Source organism: Rhodococcus sp. NPDC127527 (assembly GCF_042672245.1).
In the GTDB taxonomy this organism is placed as follows: domain Bacteria; phylum Actinomycetota; class Actinomycetes; order Mycobacteriales; family Mycobacteriaceae; genus Rhodococcus_G.
Map to the genome: position 1 here is coordinate 132,752 of NZ_JBHXVP010000006.1, position 24,197 is coordinate 156,948.

Below are 24,197 nucleotides of genomic sequence, written 5' to 3' on the forward strand. Positions count from 1 at the left end.
AGTGCAGCTGAGAAGGAAGTAGGGACCTGACGAGATGGCACGCATCGGTGACGGCGGAGACCTGCTGAAGTGCTCGTTCTGCGGTAAGAGCCAGAAGCAGGTGAAGAAGCTCATCGCGGGCCCCGGGGTCTACATCTGCGACGAGTGCATCGACCTGTGCAACGAGATCATCGAGGAAGAGCTCGCCGAGTCCAGCGAGGTCAAGCTCGACGAGCTGCCCAAGCCCGCGGAGATCCGGGACTTCCTCGAGAACTACGTGATCGGCCAGGACGCGGCGAAGCGGACGCTCGCAGTGGCGGTCTACAACCACTACAAGAAGATCCAGGCCGGCAACAAGGGTCACGACGTGCGCGGTGAGAGCGTCGAGCTGGCCAAGTCGAACATCCTGATGCTCGGCCCGACCGGCTGCGGCAAGACCTACCTCGCGCAGACGCTCGCGAAGATGCTGAACGTGCCGTTCGCGATCGCCGACGCCACCGCGCTGACCGAGGCCGGCTACGTCGGCGAGGACGTCGAGAACATTCTGCTGAAGCTGATCCAGGCCGCGGACTACGACGTCAAGCGTGCCGAGACGGGCATCATCTACATCGACGAGGTCGACAAGATCGCCCGCAAGTCCGAGAACCCGTCCATCACCCGCGACGTGTCCGGCGAGGGCGTCCAGCAGGCGCTGCTGAAGATCCTCGAGGGCACCCAGGCGAGCGTGCCGCCGCAGGGTGGACGCAAGCACCCGCACCAGGAGTTCATCCAGATCGACACGACGAACGTGCTGTTCATCGTGGCGGGTGCGTTCGCCGGACTCGAGAAGATCGTCTCGGATCGCGTCGGCAAGCGGGGCATCGGTTTCGGCGCCGAGGTGCGCTCCAAGGCGGAGATCGACGCGCAGGATCGCTTCGCCGAGGTGATGCCCGAGGATCTGATCAAGTTCGGCCTGATTCCCGAGTTCATCGGCCGCCTGCCGGTCGTCGCCTCGGTCACCAACCTGGACAAGGAATCTCTGGTCCAGATCCTGTCCGAGCCCAAGAACGCCTTGGTCAAGCAGTACACCCGCCTGTTCGACATGGACGGTGTGGAACTCGAGTTCACCGCGGACGCGCTCGAGGCGGTCGCGGACCAGGCGATCCTGCGTGGTACCGGTGCCCGCGGCCTGCGCGCCATCATGGAAGAGGTCCTGCTGCCGGTGATGTACGACATCCCGAGCCGCGACGACGTCGCCAAGGTGGTGGTCACCGCGGAGACGGTCAACGACAACGTGCTGCCGACCATCGTGCCGCGCAAGCCGGAACGGGAACGCCGCGACAAGTCGGCGTAATTGACACAGCGCCGCGACAAGTCGGCGTAGTCAATCGGACGACGACGAAGGCCCCCACTCGAGTGGGGGCCTTCGTCGTTGGTCGGGGTGTCACGCCTTTTCGCACAGGAAGGCGATGACCATGTCGCCCAGCATCTTTCGCTGGTGCTCACGCAGGTCGGGCGCGACCAGATCCTGTCCGAACAGGGCTTCCCAGGTGAACCGGTGCGAGACCCGGAAGCCGGCGTAACTGCTCAGGATCATGTGGATGTCGAGCGCGTCGACGTCGGCGCGGAACAGTCCCTGCCGTTGGCCCTCGGCGAGGATCCGCGAGACCAGGTCGGCGGCGGGTTCGCCGAGGCCGCCGAGCGACTCGGATTTGCGCACGTGCTCGCCGCGGAGCATGTTCTCGTTCGCGACCAGACGGATGAAGTCCGGATGCTTCTCGTGGTGGTCGAAGGTCAGTTCGGCGAGTGCTCGGACGGCGGCGACCGGATTGAGGCCCTCGAGGTTCAGCCGGCTCTCCTGCTCGCGGATCTCGCCGTAGGAGCGCTCGAGAACCGCCTGGTACAACCCCTCCTTGTCGGAGAAGTAGTAGTAGATCATCCGTTTGGTGGTGTCCGTGCGCTCGGCGATCAGGTCCACGCGCGCGCCGGCGAAGCCCTTGTCCGCGAACTCCGTGGTCGCGACCTCGAGAATGTTCTCCCGGGTGAGGTCACTGTTGCGCCGGCGCTTGGGGGCTTCGGCGGCGCTGCTCTGCGTGGGCGGCATGGCGCCACTCTAATCCGGTGGTCTCAGCTCAGTCGCTCGAAGACTGCGGCCAGGCCCTGCCCGCCGCCGATGCACATGGTCTCGAGGCCGTAGCGCGACTCGCGACGGTCCATCTCGCGCAGCAGGGTCGCCAGGATGCGCGCGCCGGTGGCGCCGACCGGGTGCCCGAGCGAGATACCGGAGCCGTTCGGGTTCACCCTGGGGTCGTCAGCCTCGAGACCCCAGGTCCGCAGTACCGCCAGTGCCTGTGCGGCGAACGCCTCGTTCAGCTCGATCACGTCCATGTCGGAGAGCGTGAGTCCCGCTCGGCCCAGGGCCTTCTCGGTAGCCGGCACGGGTCCGATACCCATCGTCCGCGGCGCGACGCCCGCGACCGCCCAGCTCGCCATCCGGGCCAGGGGACGCAGGCCCAGTTCGCGTGCCTTGGCTGCGGTTGTGACGATGCAGACCGCCGCGCCGTCGTTCTGGCCACTGGCATTGCCGGCGGTGACGGTGGACTCGGGGTCGACGGAGGACCGGATCGCTCGCAGCCTGGCCAACAACTCCATGGTGGTGTCTCCGCGCGGATGCTCGTCGGTGTCGACGACGATCGGATCCGACTTGCGTTGCGGAACGGGAACTCCCACGATCTCGTCGGCGAACCGCCCGGCCTGCTGCGCGGCGACCGCACGCTGGTACGACTGCACGGCGAGGGTGTCCTGGTCCGCCCGGCTGATGTAGTACTCGGCCCGCAGGTTCTCCGCGGTCTCGATCATGCCGCCCGGAACGGGAAAGTTCTTGCCACCGGCGGTGACTCGGGCGCGGGCGAGGCGATCCATCAGGGCGACGGCCTCGCCCTTCACGCCCCAGCGCATCCCGGTCGCGTAGAACTCCGCCTGGCTCATCGACTCGACCCCGCCGGCAAGGATCAGGTCCGATCCACCGGTGGAGACCTGCATGCACGCCTGGACGATCGCCTGCAGCCCGGACCCGCAGCGCCGGTCGACCTGTAGACCCGGGACATCGATGCCGAGTCCGGCGTCGAGGGCCGCGACACGGCCGATCGCCGGGGCGTCGCCGCCGGGGGAGGCCTGACCGAGGATGACGTCGTCGATCTGCCCGCCGTCGATCCCGGTGCGGGTGGCGAGTTCGGTGATCACCGTCGCTGCAAGGGTTTCGGGCGCAATGTCCTTGAACACCCCACCGAATCGGCCGACCGGGGTACGCAGGGGTTCACAGATGACGGCGTCGTGCATGCTTGGTTCCCCGGATTTCTACGGTTGCGACTGCATGCGCACGAGATCGAGACCGATGGCCTCGACGGTGCTCAGAAGCTCGGGCAGCAGTTCCTTGCGGACGGCTGCCGCGGAGTAGCGGGCGGCCTGGGTGGAGATGTTGGCGGCGGCGATGACCGTGCCGGTGTGGTCGCGGATCGGGGCGGCGAGCGAGCGCAGCCCTTCCTCGAGTTCCTGGTCGACGATGCAGAACCCGTCGGTGCGCACCCGCTCGATCTCCTCGTGCAGCGCCTCGGGAGTCGAGATGGTTCGTCCGGTCAGCGGTGTGAGGCGCACTCGCGAGAGGTACTCCTCGAACTCCGGCTCGGGCAGGCCCGCCAGCAGTACCCGGCCCATCGAGGTGGCGAACGCGGGAAACCGGGTGCCGATGGTGATGCCGACGGTCATGATTCGGCGAACCGGCACGCGGGCCACGTACACCACGTCGTCGCCGTCGAGGATCGACACCGAGGCCGACTCCTGCACCCGCTTGGCGAGTGACTCCAGGTGCGGTCCTGCCACTTCCGGCAGCGTCAGCGCAGACAGGTAGCTGTAGCCGAGTTCGAGCACCCGGGGGGTGAGCCAGAAGACCGACCCGTCCGTGCGCACGTAGCCGAGTTCGACGAGGGTGAGCAGGAACCGGCGGGCGGTGGCCCGGGTCAGGTCGGTGGACTTGGCCACCTCGCTCAGGGTCTGCCGGGGACGCTCGGCGTCGAACGCGCGGATGACGGACAGCCCCCTGGCGAGGGACTGGACGTAGTCGGGTGACGGTTCGGTCATGGGCCGGCCTGCTCCTCGGTGTTCGCGGAGTCGGCGTCAGCGCCGACGGTGCCGGTCGATCCGACACCTTCCGCGAGTGCATTCTTGCCGAGCGTGAAGGCGCGGTTGCTGTTCGGCACGCCCGCGTAGACGGCGGTGTGCAGGAACACCTCGACGAGTTCCGCCGGGACCATGCCGTCGCGCAGGGCCGCCCGGATGTGCATGTCGAGCTCGTGCTCGTTCCCGATCGCGGTGAGGATGGCGAGGGTCAGCAGGCGCCGGGTGTGGTGGTCCAGGCCTGGCCTGCTCCAGATGTCGCCCCACGCGGTGCGAGTGATGAAGTCCTGGAACGGTTCGGTGAATTCGGTGGTGCCGGCGATGGCGCGATCGACATGGGCGTCGCCGAGCACACTGCGGCGCACCCGCATGCCCGCCTGGTAGCTCTCGGTGCGCTGCGCGGGGCCGGCCGCGTGCGCGGCGATCAGCGCGGTGACCCTGCCGGCCTGCTCGACATTGGCGAGGTGGGCGGCCGGATCGAGGACGTACAGAGTCGAGTTGGCGATGCCCTCCGCGATGTACCCGAGGTCCGCGGGAGTGGTGGAGGGGTCCTGCTCGCCGGCGACGACCAGGGTCGGTGCCGCGATGCGGGCGAGGTCGGCGCGGCCGTCCCAACCCGACAGCGCCTCGCAGCACGCCGCGTAGCCCTCGTCCGGTGTCGCCGTGACCATCTCCCGCGACGACGCGACCAGATCGGGGTCGCGGGCCGCGAGGCCCTCGGTGTACCACCGGCCGACGACGGCGTCGGCGATCGACCCGGTGCCCTGCGAGCGGACCGTGGCGGCACGGTCGAGCCAGCCCTGCGGTTCGCCGAACTTGGCCGAGGTGCACAGCAGGGTCAGTGTGTGCACGCGGGTGGGGGCGTGCGCGGCGATCCACTGGGCCACCGCGCCGCCCAGGGAGAGCCCCACCAGATGTACGGCGGGCAGTCGCAGGGCGTTCAGCAGGGCGAGCACGTCGCCGCCGAGGTCGCTGATCGTGTACGGACCTGCCGGAACGGGGGATTCGCCGTGCCCGCGCAGGTCGACGGCGAGGACGTTGCAGTCGGCCGAGAGGGCGCGCAGCTGCGGGTCCCACATCGAGCGGTCGGAGCCGAGCGAGCCGAGCAGCGCGATCGTCGGTGCCCCCGGCCCGGGGCCGGAGATCTGGTGGGCGAGGGTGACCGTCACTGGTCCTTCTCCTTGGTGGTGGTCCGCGCGGCCAGTACGCGGTCGACGAGATCGCAGGCGTGGCCGAGATAGCGTGCGGGGTCGAGAAGTTCGCGTACCGAGTCCGGGTCGAGGTACCGGGTGACCTCCGGATCGGTGTCGAGGGGCCGACCGGCCGCGCACGCCGCGGTGACGAGTTCGCGGGCGGTGTCGGTGTACCCGGCCAACGCTCCGGTGACCCGTTCGGCGAGGAGCATGCCCCCGGTGGCGTCGAGGTTGTGGCGCATCGCTGCGGCGTCGATGTGCAGTCCACCCAGGCAGTCCGCCAGCCGATGCGCCGCGCCGCCGGTGAGCCGGAGCAGATCGGTGACCGTCTCCCACTCGGCGTGCCAGGCGCCCGCCGCGCGTTGGAACTCGTGGTCCATGTTGCCGAGCACAGTAGCCACCAGTCCCGGCACGCGCCGCGCGGCGCCGCGGGCGGTGACGGCCGCGACGGGATTTCGCTTGTGCGGCATCGCCGACGAGCCGCCCGGCGCGTCCTCAGCGACCTCGCCGACCTCCGTCGCGGCCATCAACACGACATCGGTCGCGACCTTGGCGACGGCGCCGGCAGCGACACCGAGCGCCGCCGCCAGGCCGCCGATCCGGGTGCGGTCGGTGTGCCACGGCACCGTCTGGCGGGCCAGGCCCAGTTCGTCGGCGAGCCGGTCCGCGACCTCCAGCCCGTGCGGGTGCAGTGCAGCGAGAGTGCCTGCCGCCCCACCGAATTGGACCGGCAGTCCGGCGAGCGCGCCGGTCAGTCCGGACCGTGCCCGGTCGAGCGACGAGCACCAGCCCGCGGCCAGTGCCCCGAACGTGGTTGGCAGGGCCTGCTGGCGGAGGGTGCGGGCCGCCATCGGGGTGCCCCGGTGCCGGGCCGCGAGGAGGGCGGCGGCGTCGGCGGCGGCCGCGAGGTGCGCCGCGACCACGGCCCCGGCGCGGTGGGCGATCAGCATCAGCGCGGTGTCGAGGACGTCCTGGCTCGTGGCACCGGTGTGCACCACCGAGCCGGGGACACCGGCCGGGGCGCACTGGGCGCGTAGGTGTTTGACCAGCGGGATGACCGGGTTGCCGCCGGCAGCGCCCTCGACACCGAGCAGTGTCGGGTCGAGGGTGCGGGACAGGGTGCGGGCGGCCGCCGCGACCGCGACCGCCTGGTCTGCGGGGATGAGGCCGGAGTCCGCGGCGGCGTGCGCGAGGGCTGCCTCGACCTCCAGCATCGCCGACACCCACGCGCGGTCGGAGAGCAGCGCGCTCAGGCTCCCGGCGCCGAACACCGGATCGAACAGTTCACCCCGCGTCACGAGAGCCCCCTAGAAACGGAAGAACGGCGTCTCGGCGCCATTCGGGTCGGCGTCCTGCACCACGATGTCGAGGTGGTAGCCGTCCGCGGTCGCGGCCGCAATCAGCTTGGCGCGCTGGGCTTCCGGCAGGGACGACAGTACCGGGTCGGTGGCGTTCACGGCCTCCTCGTCGGGGAAATACAGCCTGGTCACGGCGCGATTGAGCATGCCGCGGGCGAACACGGAGACGTTGATGTGCGGCGCCTCGGTGAGTCCGTCCTCGGCGGGCAGGGCGCCCGGCTTGACGGTGGTCATGCGCGCGGTCCCGGTGTCGTCCGCCGGTGCCCGGCCGAACCCGCGGAAGGTGCAGCCCTGCGTCCCGCGCGGATCGGCGGGGTGGTCGAAGCGGCCCTGCGCGTCGGCCTGCCAGGTCTCGACCAGGGCGTCGGCGATCGGCTCGCGGTTGCCGTCGTAGACGGTGAAGGACACCACGATCGCACCCTCCGTGGCTGTGGGCGCGACGTCGGCTCCGTCCGGCCAGGGCAGGCCGATGTGCAGGTATGGACCGACCGTCTGCGATGGTGTCGGCCCGAACTTCACGGTGGTGAAGTCGCCCGGGATCACCGGGTAGCGCGGTGCGAAGTCAGTCATCGTGGTCGTCCTCCTCGAACGGGGTGGCCTCGCTGCCGCGCAGCACGATGTCGAAGCGGAAGCCGAGGGCCCAGTTGTCGGTGGTGGCCTCGTAGTCGAAGACGCTGACCATCCGCTGGCGGGCGCCGTCGGGCACCGAGTTGTAGATCGGGTCCTGGAAGAACATCGGGTCGTCCGGGAAGTACATCTGGGTGACCAGTCGCTGGGTGAAGGCCTGGCCGAACAGTGAGAAGTGGATGTGGGCGGGGCGCCACCCGTTGTGGTGATTGCCCCACGGGTACGCGCCCGGCTTGACCGTGGTGAACGAGTAGTGACCGAGTTTGTCGGTCATCACCCGGCCGACGCCGTTGAAGTAGGGGTCCAGCGGGGCGGGCCACTGATCGCCCTGGTGCCGATAGCGACCGGCGGCGTTGGCCTGCCAGATCTCGATCAGGGTGTTCGGCACCGGCTTGCGGTCGCTGTCGAGGACCTGGCCGTGCACGACGATGCGCTGCCCGCCCGCTTCGCCACCGTTGACGAGAGTCAGGTCGGCGTCCGCCGCGGTCACTCGGTCCTCGCCGAGTACCGGTCCGGTGAGCTCGGTCAGGCGCTGCGGGAGCAGCGTCAGCGGTTGCTTGGGGTGGCGCAGGGACGTCGTCCGGTAGTCGGCGAAATCGAGTGGGGCTTCCTCGCCGTTCTCGATCCCGCGATACCGCGGTGGCAGGTGCAGCATGCTCGGGCCTTCTGTTCTCGGCGGGTACTCACGCGTCACGGATGTTCGTGATGTGGACATGAAGTCGCTATGCGAACAAGCATAGGTCCGCTCGGTGCCGCGGGCAATGCCCGGGCCGAAGCATGTTCGCAATGCGGATGCGTGTTCACATTACGTACAAAGCGGGCTATCGTGGTCAGCGTGATGGACAAAGTCATTCCCACAGCAGCCCAAGCGGTCGCCGACATCCCGAACGGTGCCTCCCTCGCGGTCGGCGGGTTCGGGCTCGTCGGAGTGCCCGAGGCGCTGATCGCAGCCCTGCTCGAGCAGGGCGCGACGGACCTCGAGACCGTCACCAACAACCTGGGCACCGACGGCTTCGGTCTCGGCATCCTGCTCGCCGAACACCGCATCCGGCGCACCATCAGCTCCTACGTGGGGCAGAACAAGGAGTTCGCCCGGCAGTATCTGGCGGGTGAGCTCGAGGTGGAGTTGACCCCGCAGGGTTCGCTGGCCGAGCGGATGCGGGCCGGCGGCGCGGGCATCCCCGCCTTCTTCACCCCCGCGGGCGTCGGCACCCAGGTCGCCAGCGGTGGTCTGCCGCGCAAGTACGACGGCAGCGGTGGTATCGCAATCGCCAGCCCGCCCAAGGAGACTCGCGAGTTCGACGGCGTCACCTATGTGATGGAACGCGCCATCGTCACCGACTACGCGCTCGTGCACGCGTGGAAGGGCGACCGGCACGGCAATCTCGTGTTCCGCAAGAGCGGGCGCAATTTCAACCCGCCCGCGGCCACCGCGGGCCGGATCACCATCGCCGAGGTGGAGCACCTGGTCGAACCGGGCGAGATCGATCCGGACGAGGTGCACACCGCCGGCATCCACGTCCAGCGCGTGGTGCACGTTCCCGTACCGGGGGACAAGCAGATCGAGAAGAGGACGGTGCGCTCATGAGCTGGACCCGCGACGAGATGGCGGCCCGCGCCGCGCAGGAACTCGAGGACGGCCAGTACGTCAACCTCGGTATCGGCATGCCGACGCTGATCCCGAACTTCATCGCCGACGACGTCACCGTCGTGCTGCACTCGGAGAACGGGGTGCTCGGGGTCGGGCCCTATCCAACCGAGGGTGAGGTCGACGCGGATCTCGTCAACGCAGGCAAGGAGACGATCACGGTCTTGCCGGGAGGGTCCTTCTTCGACTCGGCGCAGTCGTTCGGAATGATCCGTGGCGGCCAGGTGGATGTCGCGGTACTCGGCGCCATGCAGGTCAGTCAGGCGGGCGACCTCGCGAACTGGATGATTCCCGGCGCGATGGTCAAGGGGATGGGCGGCGCGATGGACCTGGTGCACGGCGCCAAGCGGGTCATCGTGCTCACCGACCATTGCAGCAAGGCGGGTGAACCGAAGATCGTCGCCGAGTGCTCGCTGCCGCTCACGGGTGAGCGCTGCGTGCAACGCGTCATCACCGACCTCGCGGTCCTGGACGTGACCGACGACGGTCTGCGGCTGGTCGAGACGGCGCCCGGCGTCACGGTGGACGAGGTGTTGGCGAAGACCTCGGCGCCGGTGCGGGTAGAGGTCCCCGCGGTCTGATCGGTTAGGGTGCCGCGGGTGAGCAGTTCGACCCGCGATGCCGAGAAGTCCCTCCTGGACGGGCTGCGCGGGGTCCTCGTGGGCTCGTTGCCGGATACTGGGCGTCGCTTCTCGGCGCTGCTGGCGTCGCTGGTGTCGCACACCGCCTTGGTGATCTTCACCCGGGAGTGCACCGGCCGGCCGCGCAAGGTCGCCGGCGATCCCCGGATCGTGGACCGCGTGACGGTCGCCGAACTCGACCGGGTGCGCGCGGATCTCGGCCCGGCGCAGCAGGATTCGTCGATCGTTCGCCGCACCTCTGTAGTGCTCGGTGGACGCGAACACTCGGTGTACGCGATCCTCGACCGCACCGACACGCTGCTCGTCGTCGTCCCGCGCGGCAAGGCGGACGTCGACACCGGACTGCTCGCGGCGTTGTTCTCCGTCGTCGCGCTCGGCATCCAACTGCAGGTCCGGCACGCCAGCCCCGCCTACCTCGCCGAGTCGCGGGCCGCGTCCGCCGAACGTGCCCGCACCGTCACGGAACTGACGCAGGCGCACGCGGCGACGCTCGAGACGATTCTCGCGACGCTGCGTTCCCCCGACCTCGACGACACCCGGGCGCGCGCCACCGCACGGGAGTCCGCGACCTCCGCGCTGATCGGGTTGCGGTCGGCCGTCGACCAGCATCGGGAGATGGCCGAGGAGGCCGTCACCACCGCGTTCGCCCGGCTGCGCGGAGAACTGCGCGGCCTGGTGCCCGAGGGCGTCGACGTCGAACTCGTCGAACCACCGGTCGGCGGCCGCGGGCTGCCGGGCGAGGTCGCGCACGGCGCCCGGGCCGTCGTCCGGGGTGCGGTGCTGGGTCTGGCGGTCCAGCCGGACCTGAGTCGCGTGCGGGTCGCCTGGGACTGCGACGGCGCGAACCTCCTGATCGACATCCGCGATGACGGTCGCGGCGCCGTGGACCTGGCCGAACTCGGCAGACAGCTGCGCCCGCGGGTCGAAACACTCGGCGGTACATATGAATCCGAGTCGACCGCCGGGTGGGGCTCGCGATTGACGGCGATGCTGCCTCTCGACCACATCGAGACGGGCGAGGGAAGTCACGCCCTGTCGGTGCTCGGCCCCCGCGAGATCGAAGTCCTCGAGCATCTGGTCGCCGGGCGCCGAAACCGGGCGATCGCCGAGCGTTTGCAGGTCAGCGAGAGCACCGTGAAATTCCACGTGGCGGCCGTGCTGCGCAAGCTCGACGTCGGCACCCGTGGCGAGGCGGCTGCCGTCGCCACTGAGGCCGGGGTTCGGCCCGCACCCTGACCGGACCTCGCACTTCGGCCAGGTGCAACCATTCTTTCGATCAGGTCTTCACGGCCGGTCGTGGGGCTACGGTCGACATGCGGGTATCGCGATGTGTGCACCCGCGTCGCCGACAAGTGAGGAGACCATGCCATGCCGCAGCAGGTTCGAGGAGTGATCGCACGCGCGAAGGGCGCTCCGGTGGAGATCGCCGAGATCACGATTCCCGACCCCGGGCCGGGCGAGGTCGTCGTCGCGATCGCCTCGTGCGGCGTGTGCCACACCGACCTGACCTACCGCGACGGCGGCATCAACGACGAGTACCCCTTCCTGCTCGGACACGAGGCGGCCGGGATCGTCGAAAGCGTCGGCGCAGGAGTCGAATCCGTCGAGGTCGGCGATTTCGTCGTCCTGAACTGGCGGGCCGTGTGTGGCCAGTGTCGCGCGTGCAAGAGGGGTCGTCCGCAGTACTGCTTCGACACCCACAACGCGAGCCAGAAGATGACTCTCGAGGACGGCACCGAGCTGACCCCGGCGCTGGGCATCGGTGCGTTCGCCGACAAGACGCTGGTGCACGCGGGCCAGTGCACCAAGGTGGACCCGTCCGCCGATCCGGCCGTCGTCGGGCTGCTCGGCTGCGGCGTCATGGCAGGAATGGGCGCCGCGATGAACACCGGCAATGTCGGTCGCGGCGACTCGGTGGCGGTGATCGGCTGCGGCGGTGTCGGCGACGCGGCGATCATGGGTTCGCGCCTCGCCGGCGCGAACAAGATCATCGCGATCGACCGCGACCCCAAGAAGCTCGAGTGGGCCGTCGAACTCGGTGCCACCCACACCATCGACGCGTCGAAGGTCGACGACGTCGTCGAGGCGATCCAGGAACTCACCGACGGCTTCGGCACCGACGTCGTTGTCGACGCCGTGGGCCGGCCGGAGACGTGGAAGCAGGCGTTCTACGCCCGCGACCTGGCCGGCACCGTCGTGCTCGTCGGCGTCCCCACCCCGGACATGACGCTGGAGATGCCGCTCGTCGACTTCTTCTCACGCGGGGGCTCGCTCAAGTCGTCCTGGTACGGCGACTGCCTGCCCGAGCGCGACTTCCCGATGCTCGTCGACCTGTACCAGCAGGGCCGGCTGCCGCTGGAGAAGTTCGTCACCGAACGCATCGCGCTCGACCAGGTCGAGGAGGCCTTCGAGTCGATGCACCGCGGCGAGGTGCTGCGCTCGGTGGTGGTCCTGTGAGCCTGCGGGTCGATCGCGTCGTCACGTCGGGAACGTTCAGCCTCGACGGCGGCACCTGGGACGTCGACAACAACATCTGGCTGATCGGTGACGACTCCGAGGTCGTGATCGTGGACGCCGCCCACACCGCGCAGCCGATCATCGACGCCGTCGGCGGGCGGAAGGTCGTGGCGATCGTGTGCACCCACGGCCACAACGACCACGTCACCGTCGCCCCGGAACTGTCCGAGCGCCTCGACGCGCCGATCCTGCTGAGCCCGGCCGACGATGTGCTGTGGGAGATGACGCATCCCGGTGTCGCGCACGGCTCGCTCGAGGACGGGCAGCGGATCACCTTGGCGGGCACCGACATCCACGTCATCCACACGCCGGGTCACTCGCCGGGCTCGACGTGCCTGTACTTGCCCGAGGCGGGGGAGCTGTTCACCGGCGACACCCTCTTCTCCGGCGGCCCGGGCGCGACCGGGCGGTCGTACTCGGATTTCCCGACGATCATCGGCTCGATCCGCGACAGGTTGTTCGCGCTCCCCGCGGAGACTCGGGTGCACACCGGGCACGGTGACGGCACCACCATCGGCACCGAGTCGCCGCATCTCGAGGAGTGGATCAGGCGGGGGAATTGATTTGAGGGTGGCGCCCACGCTCAGAACGGTGGTGGTTCGGGGTTTCGGTGCGCCGCGATCGGGGCGAGGGCGCCGCGTCGCCCGGTGATTCGGGGCCGTAGGCCGGCGAGGGCTGCGGTCGCGGCGTCGGGGCGGTAGGTGAGTGCGCCGGAGGGTGGCACGAGCAGCCCGCCGTGGCCGTCCCGGAACACGCCCTGTGCGAGGGCCGGATTCGCCTGCACGGCAGCGAGGATCGCGTCGGCGAGCGTGCCGACGCTGGTCGGTGGAACTTGCGGTGGCGGTGCTCCGCGCGGGGCGCTGGGGACGGGTCCGGCCCTGCGTCGACTTCCGCGGGCCAGGAACGAGCGGACGCAGAATCGCGGCGGTGGTGACGGCGGCGGGTCGGTGCTCGTGACATCGGCGACAGCAGTGTCGACGCTGGTGGACTGGGTATTCGCGGTGTCCGTCGCCTCGGCGTTGGTCGGTGGGGCGTTCCGATCCTCGCCCTCGCCCTCGCCCTCGCCCTCGTGCTCGACGAGCCCGAGCTCCTCCTCGAGTTCCAGGATCTCGGTGAGCATCGCCTGCCAGGTGCCGTCGGCCGCCAACTGGCGCGCCAATTCCGGGTCTATGAGGCCGTGACCGTGCAGGTGGGCGGGCTCGGACAGCAAGCCGAGCAGCGTCGGCAGGTCGACCGTGATCTGCGTGAGCGGTGCTCGGCGCCCGGGCAGCGCGTCGGCCCCCGCGGCGGCGCAGTCGGCACGACCGCACGTGCACTCGAGATACGGCTCGCCGTGGACGAGGGCCAGGACGGAGTCGACCGCTCGCTCCTGCGCGCCGCGCCGGTCGTGACGGCAGACGGTACCGGCGAACTCGGATACCAACTGCATGAACGCCTCGCCCTCCTCCGGTGAGACGGTCATCTCGACGGTCGAGCATCCTCGACCGCGGCGCTTGACGACCCGGCGTTCGAACTTCTGGGCGTCCGCCCGCTGCTCGGCCGCTTCATCTGGGCTGTGCGCGGTGACCAGTCGTTCTATCTCCGTCGCCAGCGGACCGGGCGAGAGGTGTCGGGCAGCGGCGAGAATCTGAGATTCGAGAGCGGCCGTCGTCGAGGCGGTGAACCCGGTCGTCTCCCGCGAGATCGCCCGTGCCCGAGCAAGGTCGAGATCACCGGCCTCGAACGCGGCCCTGGTCAGCGGCAGTCGTAGTCGCAGATCCATCCCCAACGATGCGAAGGATTCGGCAACAGTCTTCGAGCATCCCAGGCGGACGGCCAGTTCCGCGATCGCCGCATTTCCGCAGTCCGTGATCTTCCCGGACCCCAGCTCCGTGTCGCGCTCGATCCACGCATCCCACAGGCGACCGGCCGCCAGGACCTTCCGCGCCGCGGCCTTGTTCTCGGTTCGGCAACTTCCGGCTATCTCCGCCAGCAGTGCGGCGTCAGCTTCCAGGGTGGAGTCGGCGACGGCCGCTCTGGGCCCGTCACCTCTCGGCTCCACCCTGAACTCGAACATGCATTCGATTGTATCTCGCAGTGTCGACACCCGTAGCGGTTTCGGTGGATGTGTCAGGGACCGGGTGGTCGCGCGAGCTCACCGACTCAGCAGTGCCTTGGCGATGCGGACTTCCGGGATGCCGATCCTCTGGGCTGCAACGAGGAAGGTCGGTGCTCCAAGAACGAACACGGCCGTCAGCGTCGCTGCAGCGGCCGTGCGGGGGTTGTCGAGCAGGCGGTGCGAGATCCCGACCGCAAGGATGCAGACCACACCGGCAACTATCGATGCCCACAATGCCCGCGCGAAGGTCTCGAGCACTGCGTGGAATCCGAGCAGGCCGTATCGGTGGCGGAGGATCAGATGGCCAGCGACGGCGCCGACGAGGTATGAAAGGGAACTCGCGACCGGCAGCGTCACCACAATTGCCGTGTCGGGCAAGGTCGTGACGCTGAGTGCGACCACACCAATCTTCGTGGCCACCATAGCCAGGTTGACGAGTGCCGGGGTGCGCATGTCGTTGTCTGCGTAGAAGACTCGTAGTTGCAGCATGACGGGAGCGAACGGCGGAAGGCCGAACGCTGACAGTGCCAGCGCGATCCCGATGAGGCGGGCTGATTCGACATCGACACGACCGAGGAACATCACCGTGGTCAGCATTGGCCCGAGAAGGGTCATCGCGACGGCGGCGGGAACGAGAGCGACCATCGAATAGCGGGCCGCGCGGCCCATGTCGGCAACGAGAGCATCGTGGTCTCCGACGGCAGCTGCGTGGGCGATCTGCGGCATCAGCACGGTCAGCAAGGACACACCGAGGATGCCGTACGGCACCTGGAACAGCAGATCGGCATACGTGCAGGTCGAAACGCCGCCGTGGCTGAAGGCCACTCGGAGAATGACGGCGACGCCGACCTGGCTGATGACGACGTACAAGACCACCCAGCTGAGCAGCTTCGTCCCCACCCGAATCGGGCGCCACGTGTAAGGGATCGGCCGAACTCGCCAGTTCCACCGAAATCCGGTACACCGCAACGCCCGGACCGACCACGCTGCCTGGGCGACAATTCCCGCAGTGGTCCCGAGCCCGAGTACGAGGATCTGAGCTGTGGTCATAGAGGCCGGAGCCAACGTCACAGGGCCCGGCATCACCGCGAAGATCCCGACCGTTGCGATCACGATCAGGTTGTTGAACACGGGCGCCCACGCGGCCGGCGTATAGCTGTCGCGCACGTTCAACACCGCTGTCACGGTCGCGGCTATCGCATAGAAGAAGATCTCAGGGAGCAACAGGTACGCGAGCAAGGTTGCCAACTGCGACTGCTCCCCGCCCGAGACGAGCGCGGAGACCAGCAGCGGTGCAGAGGCGACAGCAACCGTCGTGACCAAGCTCGCGGCGATCACCGTCGCCAAGAGAAGGCGTTGGGTGAACAGTCGCGAGTGAATCCGCCCACGGAGCCGTGCTCGCGCCAGGACCGGAACGAGGACGCTGCTCATCACCCCGCCGAGAATCAGCTCGTAGACCATGTTCGGCATGCTGTTCGCGCCGTTGTAGGCATCGCCAACGGCCGCTGTGCCGAGCACCGCCGCCAATGCGAGAGTCCGGATGAAACCAGTCGCACGACTCGCTGTCGTCGCAACAGCCACCGCGCCAGTCGCACGCGCGAACGCACCCCGAGAAACCGCCATTCGACCATCGTGCCCCAATCGGGCCCGTCCGGGCGCGCGCAGCCGGACTCGGCTTCCCCGAGAACGAGGATTTGGCCGGTCTCCGGGTGGTCGCACGCTCCGTCGTGACGGCGCCTCACCGCACGAGCTACGCCAGCTTGATGCGCTGCTCGCCGGCATAGACGTTCATGGTCTCGCCACGCAGGAACCCGACCAGGGTCAGACCGGACTCCGCGGCAAGGTCGACGGCGAGCGAGGACGGCGCGGACACGGCGGCCAGCATCGGGACGCCGGCCACGACCGCCTTCTGGACCAACTCGAAGGAGGCGCGGCCACTGACGCCGAGGACGGCCTCGGACAACGGAACCCGGCCCTCGGTCAGGGCCCAGCCGAGCACCTTGTCCACCGCGTTGTGGCGGCCGACGTCCTCTCGCAGGGCGAGCAGCGCGCCGTCCGCGGTGAACAGGCCCGCCGCGTGCAGTCCCCCGGTCGAGTCGAACACCCGTTGCCTTGCCCGCATGGTGGTGGGCAGCTCGGCCAGCACCGAGGTCGTGACCGTCAGGGGCGAGTCGGCCAGATCGTAGGGCGCGCGGACCCGTACCGCGTCGAGGGAGGCCTTGCCGCACACCCCGCAGGCGGAAGTGGTCACGAAATTGCGCTGTCCGATCTCGGGTTCGGTGGCACCCGGCGCCAGGGCGACGTCGAGGACGTTGTAGGTGTTCGCGCCCTCGTCGTCGACACCGTCGCAGTAGCGGATCACCGAGATGTCGCGCGCGGAGCCGATGATGCCCTCCCCGAGCAGGAACCCGTGCACGAGGTCGATGTCGTGGCCGGGCGTGCGCATCGTGACGGTCAGCGACCGGCCGGCCATCCGGATCTCCAGGGGTTCCTCGACCGCGAGGGCGTCCGGCCTGCGGACGGACCCGCTCTGGCCGATCCGCAGCACCGACCGCCTGGCGGTGACGCGTCCCATCAGTTGCTCCCGACCGGCTCCAGTCGCACGACGACGGCCTTCGAGACCGGCGTGTTCGACTTCGCCGCAACGTGATCGAGCGGAACCAACGGATTGGTCTCCGGGTAGTAGGCGGCCGCATTGCCCTTCGGGGTGTCGTACTCGACCACCCGGAAGTCGGTGACGCGGCGTTCTTCGACCGAGCCGTCGGCGCCGGTCCACTCGGAGACGATGTCCACCGCCGCGCCGTCGGTCAGGCCCTGCTCGGCCAGATCGGCGGCGGACACGAAGATCACCCGGCGCCCGCCCTTGACTCCGCGGTAGCGGTCGTCGAGGCCGTAGATCGTGGTGTTGTACTGGTCGTGGCTGCGCAGCGTCTGCAGGATCAGCCTGCCTGGGGGAGTGCGCACCCATTGCAGCGGGTTCGCCGCGAAGTTGGCCTTGCCTGTGCGGGTGGGGAATTCGCGCCGATCGCGCGGCGGGTGCGGGAGTTGGAACCCGTCCGGCTGGCGGACCCGCTCGTTGTAGTTCTCGCAGCCGGGCACGACCCGGGAGATGGCGGCGCGGATCCGGTCGTAGTCAGCCGTGAACCTTGCCCACGGGACCGGGTGGTCCGGGCCGAAGAGCGCCTGCGCCAGGTCGCAGACGATCGCCACCTCGCTGCGCAGGTGCTCGCTGACCGGGGTCAGGCTGCCGCGGGACAGGTGCACCATCGACATCGAGTCCTCGACGGAGACGAGCTGCTTCCCGCTCGCCTGGACGTCCTTGTCGGTGCGTCCGAGGGTCGGCAGGATCAGCGCGGTGGTGCCGGTGACCACGTGCGAGCGGTTCAGCTTGGTGGACACCTGCACCGTCAACGAGCATCGGCGCAGCGCCTCCTCCGTGGCGGCGGTGTCCGGGGTGGCGCGGAGGAAGTTGCCGCCCATCGCCATGAACACCCCGGCCTTGCCGTCGCGCATAGCTCGGATCGCGTCGACGGTGTCGTATCCGTGCCTGCGGGGGCTGGTGATCGAGAATTCGCGGTCGAGGGCGTCGAGGAACGCGTCGGGCATCTTCTCCCAGATGCCCATGGTGCGGTCGCCCTGCACGTTCGAGTGCCCGCGTACCGGGCACACCCCGGCGCCGGGCTTGCCCATCATGCCGCGCATCAGCAGCAGGTTGGTGATCTCCTGAATGGTCGCAACGCCGTGCGCCTGCTGGGTCAGTCCCATTGCCCAACAGGCGATCGTGCGCTGCGAGCGGATCAGCGCCGCGGCCGTGTCGCGCAACTGGGTCATGGTCAGGCCGGTGGCCTCCAGCACGGTGTCGAGGTCGACACCCCGGACCTGCCGTTCGTAGTCGTCGAAGCCGGCGCAGTGCCGCTCGACGAAGTCCCGGTCGACGACGGTGCCGGGGGCGGCGTCGTCCGCCTCGAGCAGCAGCCGTCCGAGGCCCTGGAACAGTGCCATGTCGCCGCCGAGGCGGATCTGCAGGAACTCGTCGGCGATGTCCACGCCGCGACCGATCACACCGCCGACCTTCTGCGGGTCCTTGAACCGGATCAGGCCCGCCTCCGGGAGCGGGTTGATCGCAATGATCTTGGCGCCGTTGCCCTTCGCGGCCTCGAGTGTCGAGAGCATCCTGGGGTGATTGGTGCCGGGGTTCTGTCCGGCGATGAGGATCAGGTCGGCGAACTCGAGGTCGGGAACCGTCACCGAGCCCTTGCCGATGCCGATGGACTCGCTCAACGCGCTGCCGGAGGACTCGTGGCACATGTTCGAGCAGTCCGGCAGGTTGTTGGTGCCGAAGCTGCGGATCATCAACTGGTACAGGAACGCGGTCTCGTTGCTGGTACGGCCCGAGGTGTAGAAGACGGCCTCGTCCGGGGTGGCCAGCGACCGGAGTTCGTCGGCGATCAGCCGGTATGCCTCGCCCCAGTAGATCGGTGCGTAGTGGGTCGCGCCCTCGCGCAACACCATGGGGTGGGTCAGCCGGCCCTGCTGTCCGAGCCAGTAGTCGGTCCGGTCGGCGAGTTCGGCGACGGAGTGGGTGGCGAAGAACTCGGGGGTGACGGTGCGCAGGGTCGCCTCCTCGGCGACGGCCTTGGCACCGTTCTCGCAGAACTCGGCGGGCTTGCGGTGACCGGGTGTCTCGGGCCAGGCGCATCCCGGGCAGTCGAAGCCGTGTCGCTGGTTGAGTCGGGTGAGCGTCCTGGCGGTGCGGACCGTGCCCATCTGCTCGACCGCCCGCTGCAGGGACACCAGGACCGCGGGCACGCCCGCCGCGTGATCCTTGCTGGGGCCGACCTCGAGGCGGGATTCGTCGATGTCGCTGTCGGGTCCCTTGCGCGTCATGTGTCCATAGTGGACTGGACCGCAACCTGCCGAAAGTCGTACCGCATCGAATGGCCTACGATTTCGGCTAGCCTTACCTAGCTTTTGTTGAATCGTGGAGGAGAGTCGATGGCAGACGCAGGTCGCATCACGCGTCGTGGGTTTCTGGTCGGAACGTCCGGTGCGCTGCTCGCGCTCGCGGCGGCGGCCTGCAGCAGCGGCGGTGACGGGGGCTCGGCCGGCTCGGCGGGCGCCACGCTCACCGACAAGTACGGGCAGACGCAGGTCGGGGCGAACCCGCAGCGGGTGGTGAGCGTCGGGTACAACGACCAGGACGCCATTCTCGCGCTCGGTCTGGTCCCGGTCGGAGTGTTCGACTGGTACGGCAACCGGCCCGACGCGGTGTGGCCCTGGGCGCACGACCTGCTCGGCGGCGCGAACCCGGCGATCGTCGGCACCGCGAACACCGGCATCGAGGTCGAGAAGGTCGCGGCCACCAACCCGGACCTCATTCTCGGTACCTACTCGGGCGTGACGCAGAGCCAGCACGACAAGCTCAGCGCGCTCGCGCCGACCGTGACCCAGCCCAAGGAGTTCGCCGACTACGGCGTGCCGTGGCAGGACCAGACCCGGATCATCGGCACGGCGCTCGGCAAGTCGGACAAGGCCGAGGAACTCGTCACCTCGGTGCAGGACAAGTTCACGTCCGTCTCCGCGGCCAATCCGGCGTTCAAGGGCAAGACCGTGATCGTCGGTGCGCTCAAGGGCCCCGGCCAGTTCGGCGTCTACGGGCCGGAGGATCCGAAGGTCAGGTTCTTCACCGAGCTGGGATTCGTCAACCCGACTGTCACGCAGCAGATCACCACCACCAACTTTGCGCCGATCAGCACCGAGCAGCTCTCGCTCGCCGACGCCGACCTGTTGGTCTGGTATGCGGGCGGCGGCTTCGGCGACAAGCTGCGCGCCGAACTGGACAAGACGCCCGTCTACCAGCAGCTGCGCTCGGTCAAGGAGGGGCGGACGATCATCCTCGAGGACGAGGCGGCCGAGGCAATGACGTGGAGCACCGTGCTGTCGCTGCCGTACGCGCTCGACAAGATCCCGCCGCGGATCGCGCCGCTTCTGACGAAGTAGCGGTCGCTGAGAAGACTTCGGGCGCGGGGCGCTAGGGCACCAACACGACCTTGCCGACGTTGCGGCGCTCGGTGAGGATCCGGTGTGCCTCGGGCGCCCGGTCGAACGGAACGACATCCGAGACGACCGGGCGCACCGTCCCGTCCTCGATCAGCGCGCGCAGCGGTGTGATCCATGGTTGCAGGGTGCCGCGATCGTCCCAGAGCCGCAGCATGTTCAGGCCGATCACCGCCTTCGACTCGGTCATCTGGTCCATCGCGTTGAATCCGCGGATCATCCGCAGCGCCTGCGGCGCGGCCTTGAGCAGGTTGCGTTTGTCGCCGGAGACCACCGAGCTGGCGCCGAACGCGACCAGCCGGCCGCCCGGGCGCAGCAGCCCGTAACTGCGTTTCAGCGAGGCGCCGCCGATCGCGTCCATGACGAGGTCGATCGGAGGCAGGCCGCGGTCCCAACCGCGACGGGTGTAGTCGAGGGCCACGTCGACGCCGAAACCGCGGATGGCGTCGTGCTTTCCGGGGGAGGCGGTGCCGTAGACCTGCGCGCCGTGCCGCTTGGCGATCTGCGTCGCGGCGATGCCCACGCCGCCCGCCGCCGCCTGGACCAGGACCCGCTCGCCCTCGCGCAGGCTGCCGTAGCCGATCAGCCCGGCCCAGGCCGTCGCGTAGTTCACCGGAATCGCCGCGCCCTCTTCGAAGCTCAGTGCGTCCGGCAGGGCAGTCGCATCGCGCTGGCGCACGCACACCTGCTCGGCGTAGCCGCCGAATCGGGTACCCGCGAACACCCGATCGCCGACCGTGAAATCGGTTGTGTCCGGCCCGGTTTCGACGACCTCTCCGGACACCTCGTACCCCACCACGCTGGGCAGCGGGGGAGCGTCGGCGTACAGACCCAGCCGAGCCATCACGTCGGCGAAGTTCACCCCGGCCGCGCGGACCGCGATGCGTACCCCGTCGGCGGGCAGTGGCGGGGACGGTCGCTCCTGGACCTGAAGGACGTCTGCTTCTCCGTGCCTGGTGATCACGACTGCGCGCATGACTGCACCCTAGTTGCTAACCGAGGCCGCGCTCGACGAGTCCGGCGAGCAGTTCCGGGGCCTCGAGGGCCGGCCAGTGGCCCACGTCCGGAAGGATCGTCACCTCGGTCCCGGGGCGCAGCACCGACAATCGGGCCGGCATGTCGACGACCGCGATGGGATCGTCCGCTCCCCACAGCAGGGTGAGATGACCGGTGTAGTCGACGAGTCCGGCGGTCCACCGAGCTTGGTGCTCGCGACGTTCGAGCAGGTAGCGGTTCTGGCGGGGGAGCAGCCTCCCGCCCCGGCCGTGCTGGATCATCCGCACCAGGGTGTCGATCGCGCCGTCCGGTGCGGGTGAACGGGGACCGAAGCTGCGTGCGAGCGCCCGGGCGAGCAGCCAGTCCGGGGGATTCACCGGCAGCGCCCTCGCCGGCATCCGCAGCATCGCGCGCTGCCCACCCGTCAGATGGGCCAGGTCGATGAAGATCGAACCGTTGGTCAGGAAGACTCGTTCGGGGACGAGGCCGAGCTCGCCGTCGTTGTGTCGGTGCAGCAGCTCGGCAACGACGGTGTCGCCCATGTCGTGAGCGAGCAGCACGCAACGCTCGATCCCCAACTGGGACAACACCGACTCGACCAGGTCGGCCTGGTCGAACAGCGAGTACCGCGCCGTCGGCGGCTTGTCGGAGAAACCGAATCCGAGCAGGTCCAGCAGCACCACCCGCCGTGACGACGCGAGGCGTTGCGCGACCGCGGCGAAGTCGTGGGACGAGCCGGGGAAACCGTGCACGACGACGATCGGCGGCGCGTCGCCAGATCCCAGCTCGGCGACGAAGATGCTGTTCGCGCCGACGGTGAGGTGACGGCCGAGGCGACGCCAGGCCTGCAGTGCCGGTGGTAGGGAACCGCTCATTTCGCACAGTCTGCCGGACACGGCGGCACGACGCGTCGGTCTCGTGGCAGGATCCGGCACGGGCGTTCCGACACGAACAAAGGACTGCAATGGTGAGTATCCCTCGCACCGCGCTGGTCACCGGGGCCTCGTCGGGCATCGGTGCGGCCGTGGCCAAGACCCTGGTGGAACGCGGCTGGCGGGTGTACGGAACCGGTCGTGATCCGTCCACCATCGCCGACCGGATCCCGGGCGTCGAGTACCTCGCGCTGGATCTCACCGACTCCGCGAGCATCGAGGCCTGTGCGGCGGCGGCCGGCGAGGTCGACGTGCTCGTCAACAACGCCGGGGAGAGCCAGAGCGGGCCGATCGAGGAGCTGCCCATGGAGGCGATCGAGCGACTGTTCCAGACCAACGTCTTCGGTGCGGTGCGGCTGACCCAGCTGGTCTTGCCCGGGATGCGGGCGCGCGGCTACGGGCGCGTGGTGATGGTCGGCTCGATGCTCGCCAGCTTCCCGCTGGCCTACCGGTCGTCGTACGTGGCGACGAAGGCGGCGATCAAGGGCTTCGCGACGGCCGCCCGACGTGAGGTGGCGCCCTACGGCATCGGGGTGACGACGGTGGAGCCGGGCTCGATCAGCACCGGAATCGGGTTGCGGCGCACGCACTATCTGGTCGAGGGTTCGCCGTACACCGCGGAGTACCGCACGATGATCTCGCGGCTCGACGCCAACGAGGCCGCCGGCATCTCGGCGGACACGGTCGCCGCGACCGTCGTCAGGGCGATCGACGCCGGCCGCCCGAAGCAGCTGTACGCGGTCGGCAGCAACGCCCCGTTCGTGTTCGCGCTGCGACGGCTCGTCCCGCGGACCGTTGTCGAACGGATCGTCGCGCGCCGGCACGGACTGTAGGGGCCGAGAGCCCCGCTGGCGCGCATGTCGCGCGGCCCCGAAAGGACGAGGACCTCGCGGTATCGGTGCGTGTACGCACACCGATACCGGAGGTCCTCGCCTACTTCGTCAGGCCACGCCGGCCGCAACCTGCGTGGGAACTACACGTGATCAGGAAGACCCGAACAGGTTCCCCAACGAACCACTGGAGCTGCCGGCGGGACCGGTGCCGACCTCGGTGACGGTGACCTTGCCGACCTCTGCGGTCGAACCCAGGTGGCCCGGGGCGCCGCTGTAGACCGCGGTGATCTGGTGTTCACCGGCAGTCGGGAACGCGTACGAGAGGGTCGCCTTGCCGTCGACCAGTCCGACCGGCGCACCGATCGCCGTTGCACCGTCCATGAACTGGACCGTGCCGCCGGCCGGGGTCGGCGAAACCACCGCGATCAGATCCACCGCAACGCCCTTCGGCGGGTTCGTGGGCAGGGTCGTCACAGTGGTGGTGGCCACGTCCGACGCGACCGGATCCGTCACCTCGAGCGCACCCGGCTGCGAGACCGACGCCAGGTATCCGGCCGCGCCGGAGAACTCGGCCGTGATGGTGTGCGTTCCCGCCGTCGCGAAGGTGTGGTGCACCTTCGCCGCACCGTCGACCACGTTCACGGCGGTGCCGATGACGGTGTCGCCGTCCTTGAAGGTGACCTCTCCGCCCGAGGGAATCAGATCGCCGTTCGGCGCCTTCACTTCCGCCCACAGATCAACGGCCACACCGGTTTTCACGTCAACCGGAAGGGTCAGTGCGGTGTGGGTCACGACGTCGACCGGAGCCGGAGTCGTCACCGTCACCGTGTGCGCGGCCGAGGTCGACGCCACGAACCCCGGCGCGCCGGAGAACACCGCGGTGATGCTGTGCGCACCCTCCGTCGCAAACGACTGCGCGATGCTGCCCTTGCCCTCGGCGTCGAGGGTGACCGGGCCGCCGAGGTCGGTGCTGCCGTCCTTGAACTGCACGGTGCCACCGGACGGAGCGGGCGAGACCTGCACGGCGAGCGTCACATCGTCACCCTTGGTCGCCGCGCTCGCACCGGTGATGGCGGTGGTGGTGGCGACCTCGGCCGGGGACACCTCGATGTTGTGTGCGGTGGAGGTGGAGGTGAGGAATTCGCCGGCGCCGGCGTAGACGGCGG

At 69.2% G+C, this 24,197-nt stretch carries 22 protein-coding genes; 8 read left to right on the top strand and 14 right to left on the bottom strand.

All coding sequences use genetic code 11. The features are described 5' to 3' along the window. Positions 1 to 34: 34 nt before the first annotated feature. Positions 35 to 1,312, top strand: a complete 1,278-nt coding sequence (gene clpX, locus ACFVH2_RS12580) for an ATP-dependent Clp protease ATP-binding subunit ClpX (protein WP_378424036.1) — start codon at positions 35 to 37, stop codon at positions 1,310 to 1,312. Between the two features lie 90 nt (positions 1,313 to 1,402). Here clpX and ACFVH2_RS12585 read toward each other — a convergent pair whose 3' ends face one another. The 7 genes from ACFVH2_RS12585 to pcaH are packed head-to-tail and all read right to left on the bottom strand — an operon-like array spanning position 1,403 to position 7,964. Further along, on the bottom strand, positions 1,403 to 2,062 hold the full coding sequence (locus ACFVH2_RS12585; protein ID WP_378424038.1) for a TetR family transcriptional regulator: 660 nt from the start codon (positions 2,060 to 2,062) through the stop codon (positions 1,403 to 1,405). A gap of 23 nt (positions 2,063 to 2,085) precedes the next feature. Then, the gene (locus tag ACFVH2_RS12590) at positions 2,086 to 3,297 is read right to left on the bottom strand and encodes an acetyl-CoA C-acetyltransferase (protein ID WP_378424039.1); all 1,212 of its coding nucleotides are present in this window, start codon (positions 3,295 to 3,297) and stop codon (positions 2,086 to 2,088) included. Between the two features lie 18 nt (positions 3,298 to 3,315). After that, complete coding sequence (locus ACFVH2_RS12595; protein ID WP_378424041.1) at positions 3,316 to 4,095, bottom strand: IclR family transcriptional regulator; 780 nt, start codon at positions 4,093 to 4,095, stop codon at positions 3,316 to 3,318. Further along, complete coding sequence (gene pcaD, locus ACFVH2_RS12600) at positions 4,092 to 5,300, bottom strand: 3-oxoadipate enol-lactonase (protein WP_378424043.1); 1,209 nt, start codon at positions 5,298 to 5,300, stop codon at positions 4,092 to 4,094. Before pcaD ends, ACFVH2_RS12595 begins: the two co-directional genes overlap by 4 nt. Beyond that, on the bottom strand, positions 5,297 to 6,622 hold the full coding sequence (pcaB, locus tag ACFVH2_RS12605; protein WP_378424045.1) for a 3-carboxy-cis,cis-muconate cycloisomerase: 1,326 nt from the start codon (positions 6,620 to 6,622) through the stop codon (positions 5,297 to 5,299). Before pcaB ends, pcaD begins: the two co-directional genes overlap by 4 nt. 9 nt (positions 6,623 to 6,631) lie before the next feature. Then, on the bottom strand, positions 6,632 to 7,252 hold the full coding sequence (pcaG, locus tag ACFVH2_RS12610; protein ID WP_378424046.1) for a protocatechuate 3,4-dioxygenase subunit alpha: 621 nt from the start codon (positions 7,250 to 7,252) through the stop codon (positions 6,632 to 6,634). After that, positions 7,245 to 7,964, bottom strand: a complete 720-nt coding sequence (gene pcaH / locus ACFVH2_RS12615) for a protocatechuate 3,4-dioxygenase subunit beta (RefSeq protein WP_378424048.1) — start codon at positions 7,962 to 7,964, stop codon at positions 7,245 to 7,247. Before pcaH ends, pcaG begins: the two co-directional genes overlap by 8 nt. Before the next feature lie 183 nt (positions 7,965 to 8,147). Here pcaH and ACFVH2_RS12620 point away from each other — a divergent pair, with 183 nt between their 5' ends. The 5 genes from ACFVH2_RS12620 to ACFVH2_RS12640 all read left to right on the top strand — a co-directional run bounded on the left by ACFVH2_RS12620 (position 8,148) and on the right by ACFVH2_RS12640 (position 12,678). Beyond that, the gene (locus tag ACFVH2_RS12620; protein ID WP_378424380.1) at positions 8,148 to 8,897 is read left to right on the top strand and encodes a CoA transferase subunit A; all 750 of its coding nucleotides are present in this window, start codon (positions 8,148 to 8,150) and stop codon (positions 8,895 to 8,897) included. Beyond that, the gene (locus ACFVH2_RS12625; protein ID WP_378424050.1) at positions 8,894 to 9,538 is read left to right on the top strand and encodes a CoA transferase subunit B; all 645 of its coding nucleotides are present in this window, start codon (positions 8,894 to 8,896) and stop codon (positions 9,536 to 9,538) included. Before ACFVH2_RS12620 ends, ACFVH2_RS12625 begins: the two co-directional genes overlap by 4 nt. An 18-nt stretch (positions 9,539 to 9,556) precedes the next feature. Beyond that, positions 9,557 to 10,834 carry a LuxR C-terminal-related transcriptional regulator gene (locus tag ACFVH2_RS12630; RefSeq protein WP_378424052.1) on the top strand — a complete coding sequence of 426 codons (1,278 nt, stop codon included), beginning with the start codon at positions 9,557 to 9,559 and terminating at the stop codon, positions 10,832 to 10,834. A gap of 132 nt (positions 10,835 to 10,966) precedes the next feature. Then, positions 10,967 to 12,055, top strand: a complete 1,089-nt coding sequence (locus tag ACFVH2_RS12635; RefSeq protein WP_378424054.1) for an S-(hydroxymethyl)mycothiol dehydrogenase — start codon at positions 10,967 to 10,969, stop codon at positions 12,053 to 12,055. Then, positions 12,052 to 12,678: an MBL fold metallo-hydrolase gene (locus tag ACFVH2_RS12640; protein ID WP_378424056.1), complete on the top strand. Its 627-nt coding sequence runs from the start codon at positions 12,052 to 12,054 to the stop codon at positions 12,676 to 12,678. The genes ACFVH2_RS12635 and ACFVH2_RS12640 overlap by 4 nt, the downstream gene beginning before the upstream one ends. A gap of 20 nt (positions 12,679 to 12,698) precedes the next feature. Here the strand turns inward: ACFVH2_RS12640 and ACFVH2_RS12645 are convergent, their stop codons facing one another. From ACFVH2_RS12645 to ACFVH2_RS12660, 4 genes are all read right to left on the bottom strand, one after another. Beyond that, positions 12,699 to 14,171, bottom strand: coding sequence for a DUF222 domain-containing protein (locus tag ACFVH2_RS12645; protein ID WP_378424059.1), 1,473 nt, complete (start codon positions 14,169 to 14,171; stop codon positions 12,699 to 12,701). A gap of 78 nt (positions 14,172 to 14,249) precedes the next feature. After that, positions 14,250 to 15,731, bottom strand: coding sequence for a murein biosynthesis integral membrane protein MurJ (gene murJ / locus ACFVH2_RS12650; protein WP_378424061.1), 1,482 nt, complete (start codon positions 15,729 to 15,731; stop codon positions 14,250 to 14,252). Between the two features lie 232 nt (positions 15,732 to 15,963). Then, positions 15,964 to 16,788: a formate dehydrogenase accessory sulfurtransferase FdhD gene (gene fdhD / locus ACFVH2_RS12655; protein WP_378424063.1), complete on the bottom strand. Its 825-nt coding sequence runs from the start codon at positions 16,786 to 16,788 to the stop codon at positions 15,964 to 15,966. Next, positions 16,788 to 19,100 (bottom strand): FdhF/YdeP family oxidoreductase, encoded by a 2,313-nt coding sequence (locus ACFVH2_RS12660; RefSeq protein WP_378424065.1) that lies wholly within the window; start codon positions 19,098 to 19,100, stop codon positions 16,788 to 16,790. Before ACFVH2_RS12660 ends, fdhD begins: the two co-directional genes overlap by 1 nt. Before the next feature lie 108 nt (positions 19,101 to 19,208). Here ACFVH2_RS12660 and ACFVH2_RS12665 point away from each other — a divergent pair, with 108 nt between their 5' ends. Continuing rightward, entirely contained in the window at positions 19,209 to 20,213 is a 1,005-nt protein-coding gene (locus tag ACFVH2_RS12665; RefSeq protein ID WP_378424067.1) for an iron-siderophore ABC transporter substrate-binding protein, read from the top strand. A gap of 31 nt (positions 20,214 to 20,244) precedes the next feature. On the opposite strand, the gene ACFVH2_RS12670 is transcribed toward ACFVH2_RS12665, so the two are convergent. Next, positions 20,245 to 21,246, bottom strand: coding sequence for a zinc-binding dehydrogenase (locus tag ACFVH2_RS12670; protein WP_378424069.1), 1,002 nt, complete (start codon positions 21,244 to 21,246; stop codon positions 20,245 to 20,247). A 16-nt stretch (positions 21,247 to 21,262) separates the two neighbouring features. Beyond that, positions 21,263 to 22,141 (bottom strand): alpha/beta fold hydrolase, encoded by an 879-nt coding sequence (locus tag ACFVH2_RS12675; RefSeq protein WP_378424071.1) that lies wholly within the window; start codon positions 22,139 to 22,141, stop codon positions 21,263 to 21,265. Positions 22,142 to 22,230: 89 nt separating this feature from the next. Between ACFVH2_RS12675 and ACFVH2_RS12680 the strand changes: the two genes are divergently transcribed. Continuing rightward, complete coding sequence (locus ACFVH2_RS12680; RefSeq protein ID WP_378424073.1) at positions 22,231 to 23,031, top strand: SDR family oxidoreductase; 801 nt, start codon at positions 22,231 to 22,233, stop codon at positions 23,029 to 23,031. Positions 23,032 to 23,181: 150 nt separating this feature from the next. Here ACFVH2_RS12680 and ACFVH2_RS12685 read toward each other — a convergent pair. Beyond that, positions 23,182 to 24,197: Ig-like domain-containing protein (locus tag ACFVH2_RS12685; protein ID WP_378475707.1), on the bottom strand; the 1,016-nt coding region annotated here is incomplete at its 5' end.

Bases quoted from the DNA above. Each gene is read 5' to 3' on its own strand.
- ACFVH2_RS12670 (WP_378424069.1), bottom strand. From the start codon at position 21,246: ATGCGCGCAGTCGTGATCACCAGGCACGGAGAAGCAGACGTCCTTCAG.
- ACFVH2_RS12665 (WP_378424067.1), top strand. From the start codon at position 19,209: ATGGCAGACGCAGGTCGCATCACGCGTCGTGGGTTTCTGGTCGGAACG.
- ACFVH2_RS12680 (WP_378424073.1), top strand. From the start codon at position 22,231: ATGGTGAGTATCCCTCGCACCGCGCTGGTCACCGGGGCCTCGTCGGGC.
- ACFVH2_RS12675 (WP_378424071.1), bottom strand. From the start codon at position 22,141: ATGAGCGGTTCCCTACCACCGGCACTGCAGGCCTGGCGTCGCCTCGGC.
- ACFVH2_RS12620 (WP_378424380.1), top strand. From the start codon at position 8,148: ATGGACAAAGTCATTCCCACAGCAGCCCAAGCGGTCGCCGACATCCCG.
- clpX (WP_378424036.1), top strand. From the start codon at position 35: ATGGCACGCATCGGTGACGGCGGAGACCTGCTGAAGTGCTCGTTCTGC.
- pcaG (WP_378424046.1), bottom strand. From the start codon at position 7,252: ATGACTGACTTCGCACCGCGCTACCCGGTGATCCCGGGCGACTTCACC.
- ACFVH2_RS12635 (WP_378424054.1), top strand. From the start codon at position 10,967: ATGCCGCAGCAGGTTCGAGGAGTGATCGCACGCGCGAAGGGCGCTCCG.
- pcaH (WP_378424048.1), bottom strand. From the start codon at position 7,964: ATGCTGCACCTGCCACCGCGGTATCGCGGGATCGAGAACGGCGAGGAA.
- ACFVH2_RS12645 (WP_378424059.1), bottom strand. From the start codon at position 14,171: ATGTTCGAGTTCAGGGTGGAGCCGAGAGGTGACGGGCCCAGAGCGGCC.
- ACFVH2_RS12585 (WP_378424038.1), bottom strand. From the start codon at position 2,062: ATGCCGCCCACGCAGAGCAGCGCCGCCGAAGCCCCCAAGCGCCGGCGC.
- ACFVH2_RS12590 (WP_378424039.1), bottom strand. From the start codon at position 3,297: ATGCACGACGCCGTCATCTGTGAACCCCTGCGTACCCCGGTCGGCCGA.
- fdhD (WP_378424063.1), bottom strand. From the start codon at position 16,788: ATGGGACGCGTCACCGCCAGGCGGTCGGTGCTGCGGATCGGCCAGAGC.
- ACFVH2_RS12660 (WP_378424065.1), bottom strand. From the start codon at position 19,100: ATGACGCGCAAGGGACCCGACAGCGACATCGACGAATCCCGCCTCGAG.
- ACFVH2_RS12625 (WP_378424050.1), top strand. From the start codon at position 8,894: ATGAGCTGGACCCGCGACGAGATGGCGGCCCGCGCCGCGCAGGAACTC.
- ACFVH2_RS12595 (WP_378424041.1), bottom strand. From the start codon at position 4,095: ATGACCGAACCGTCACCCGACTACGTCCAGTCCCTCGCCAGGGGGCTG.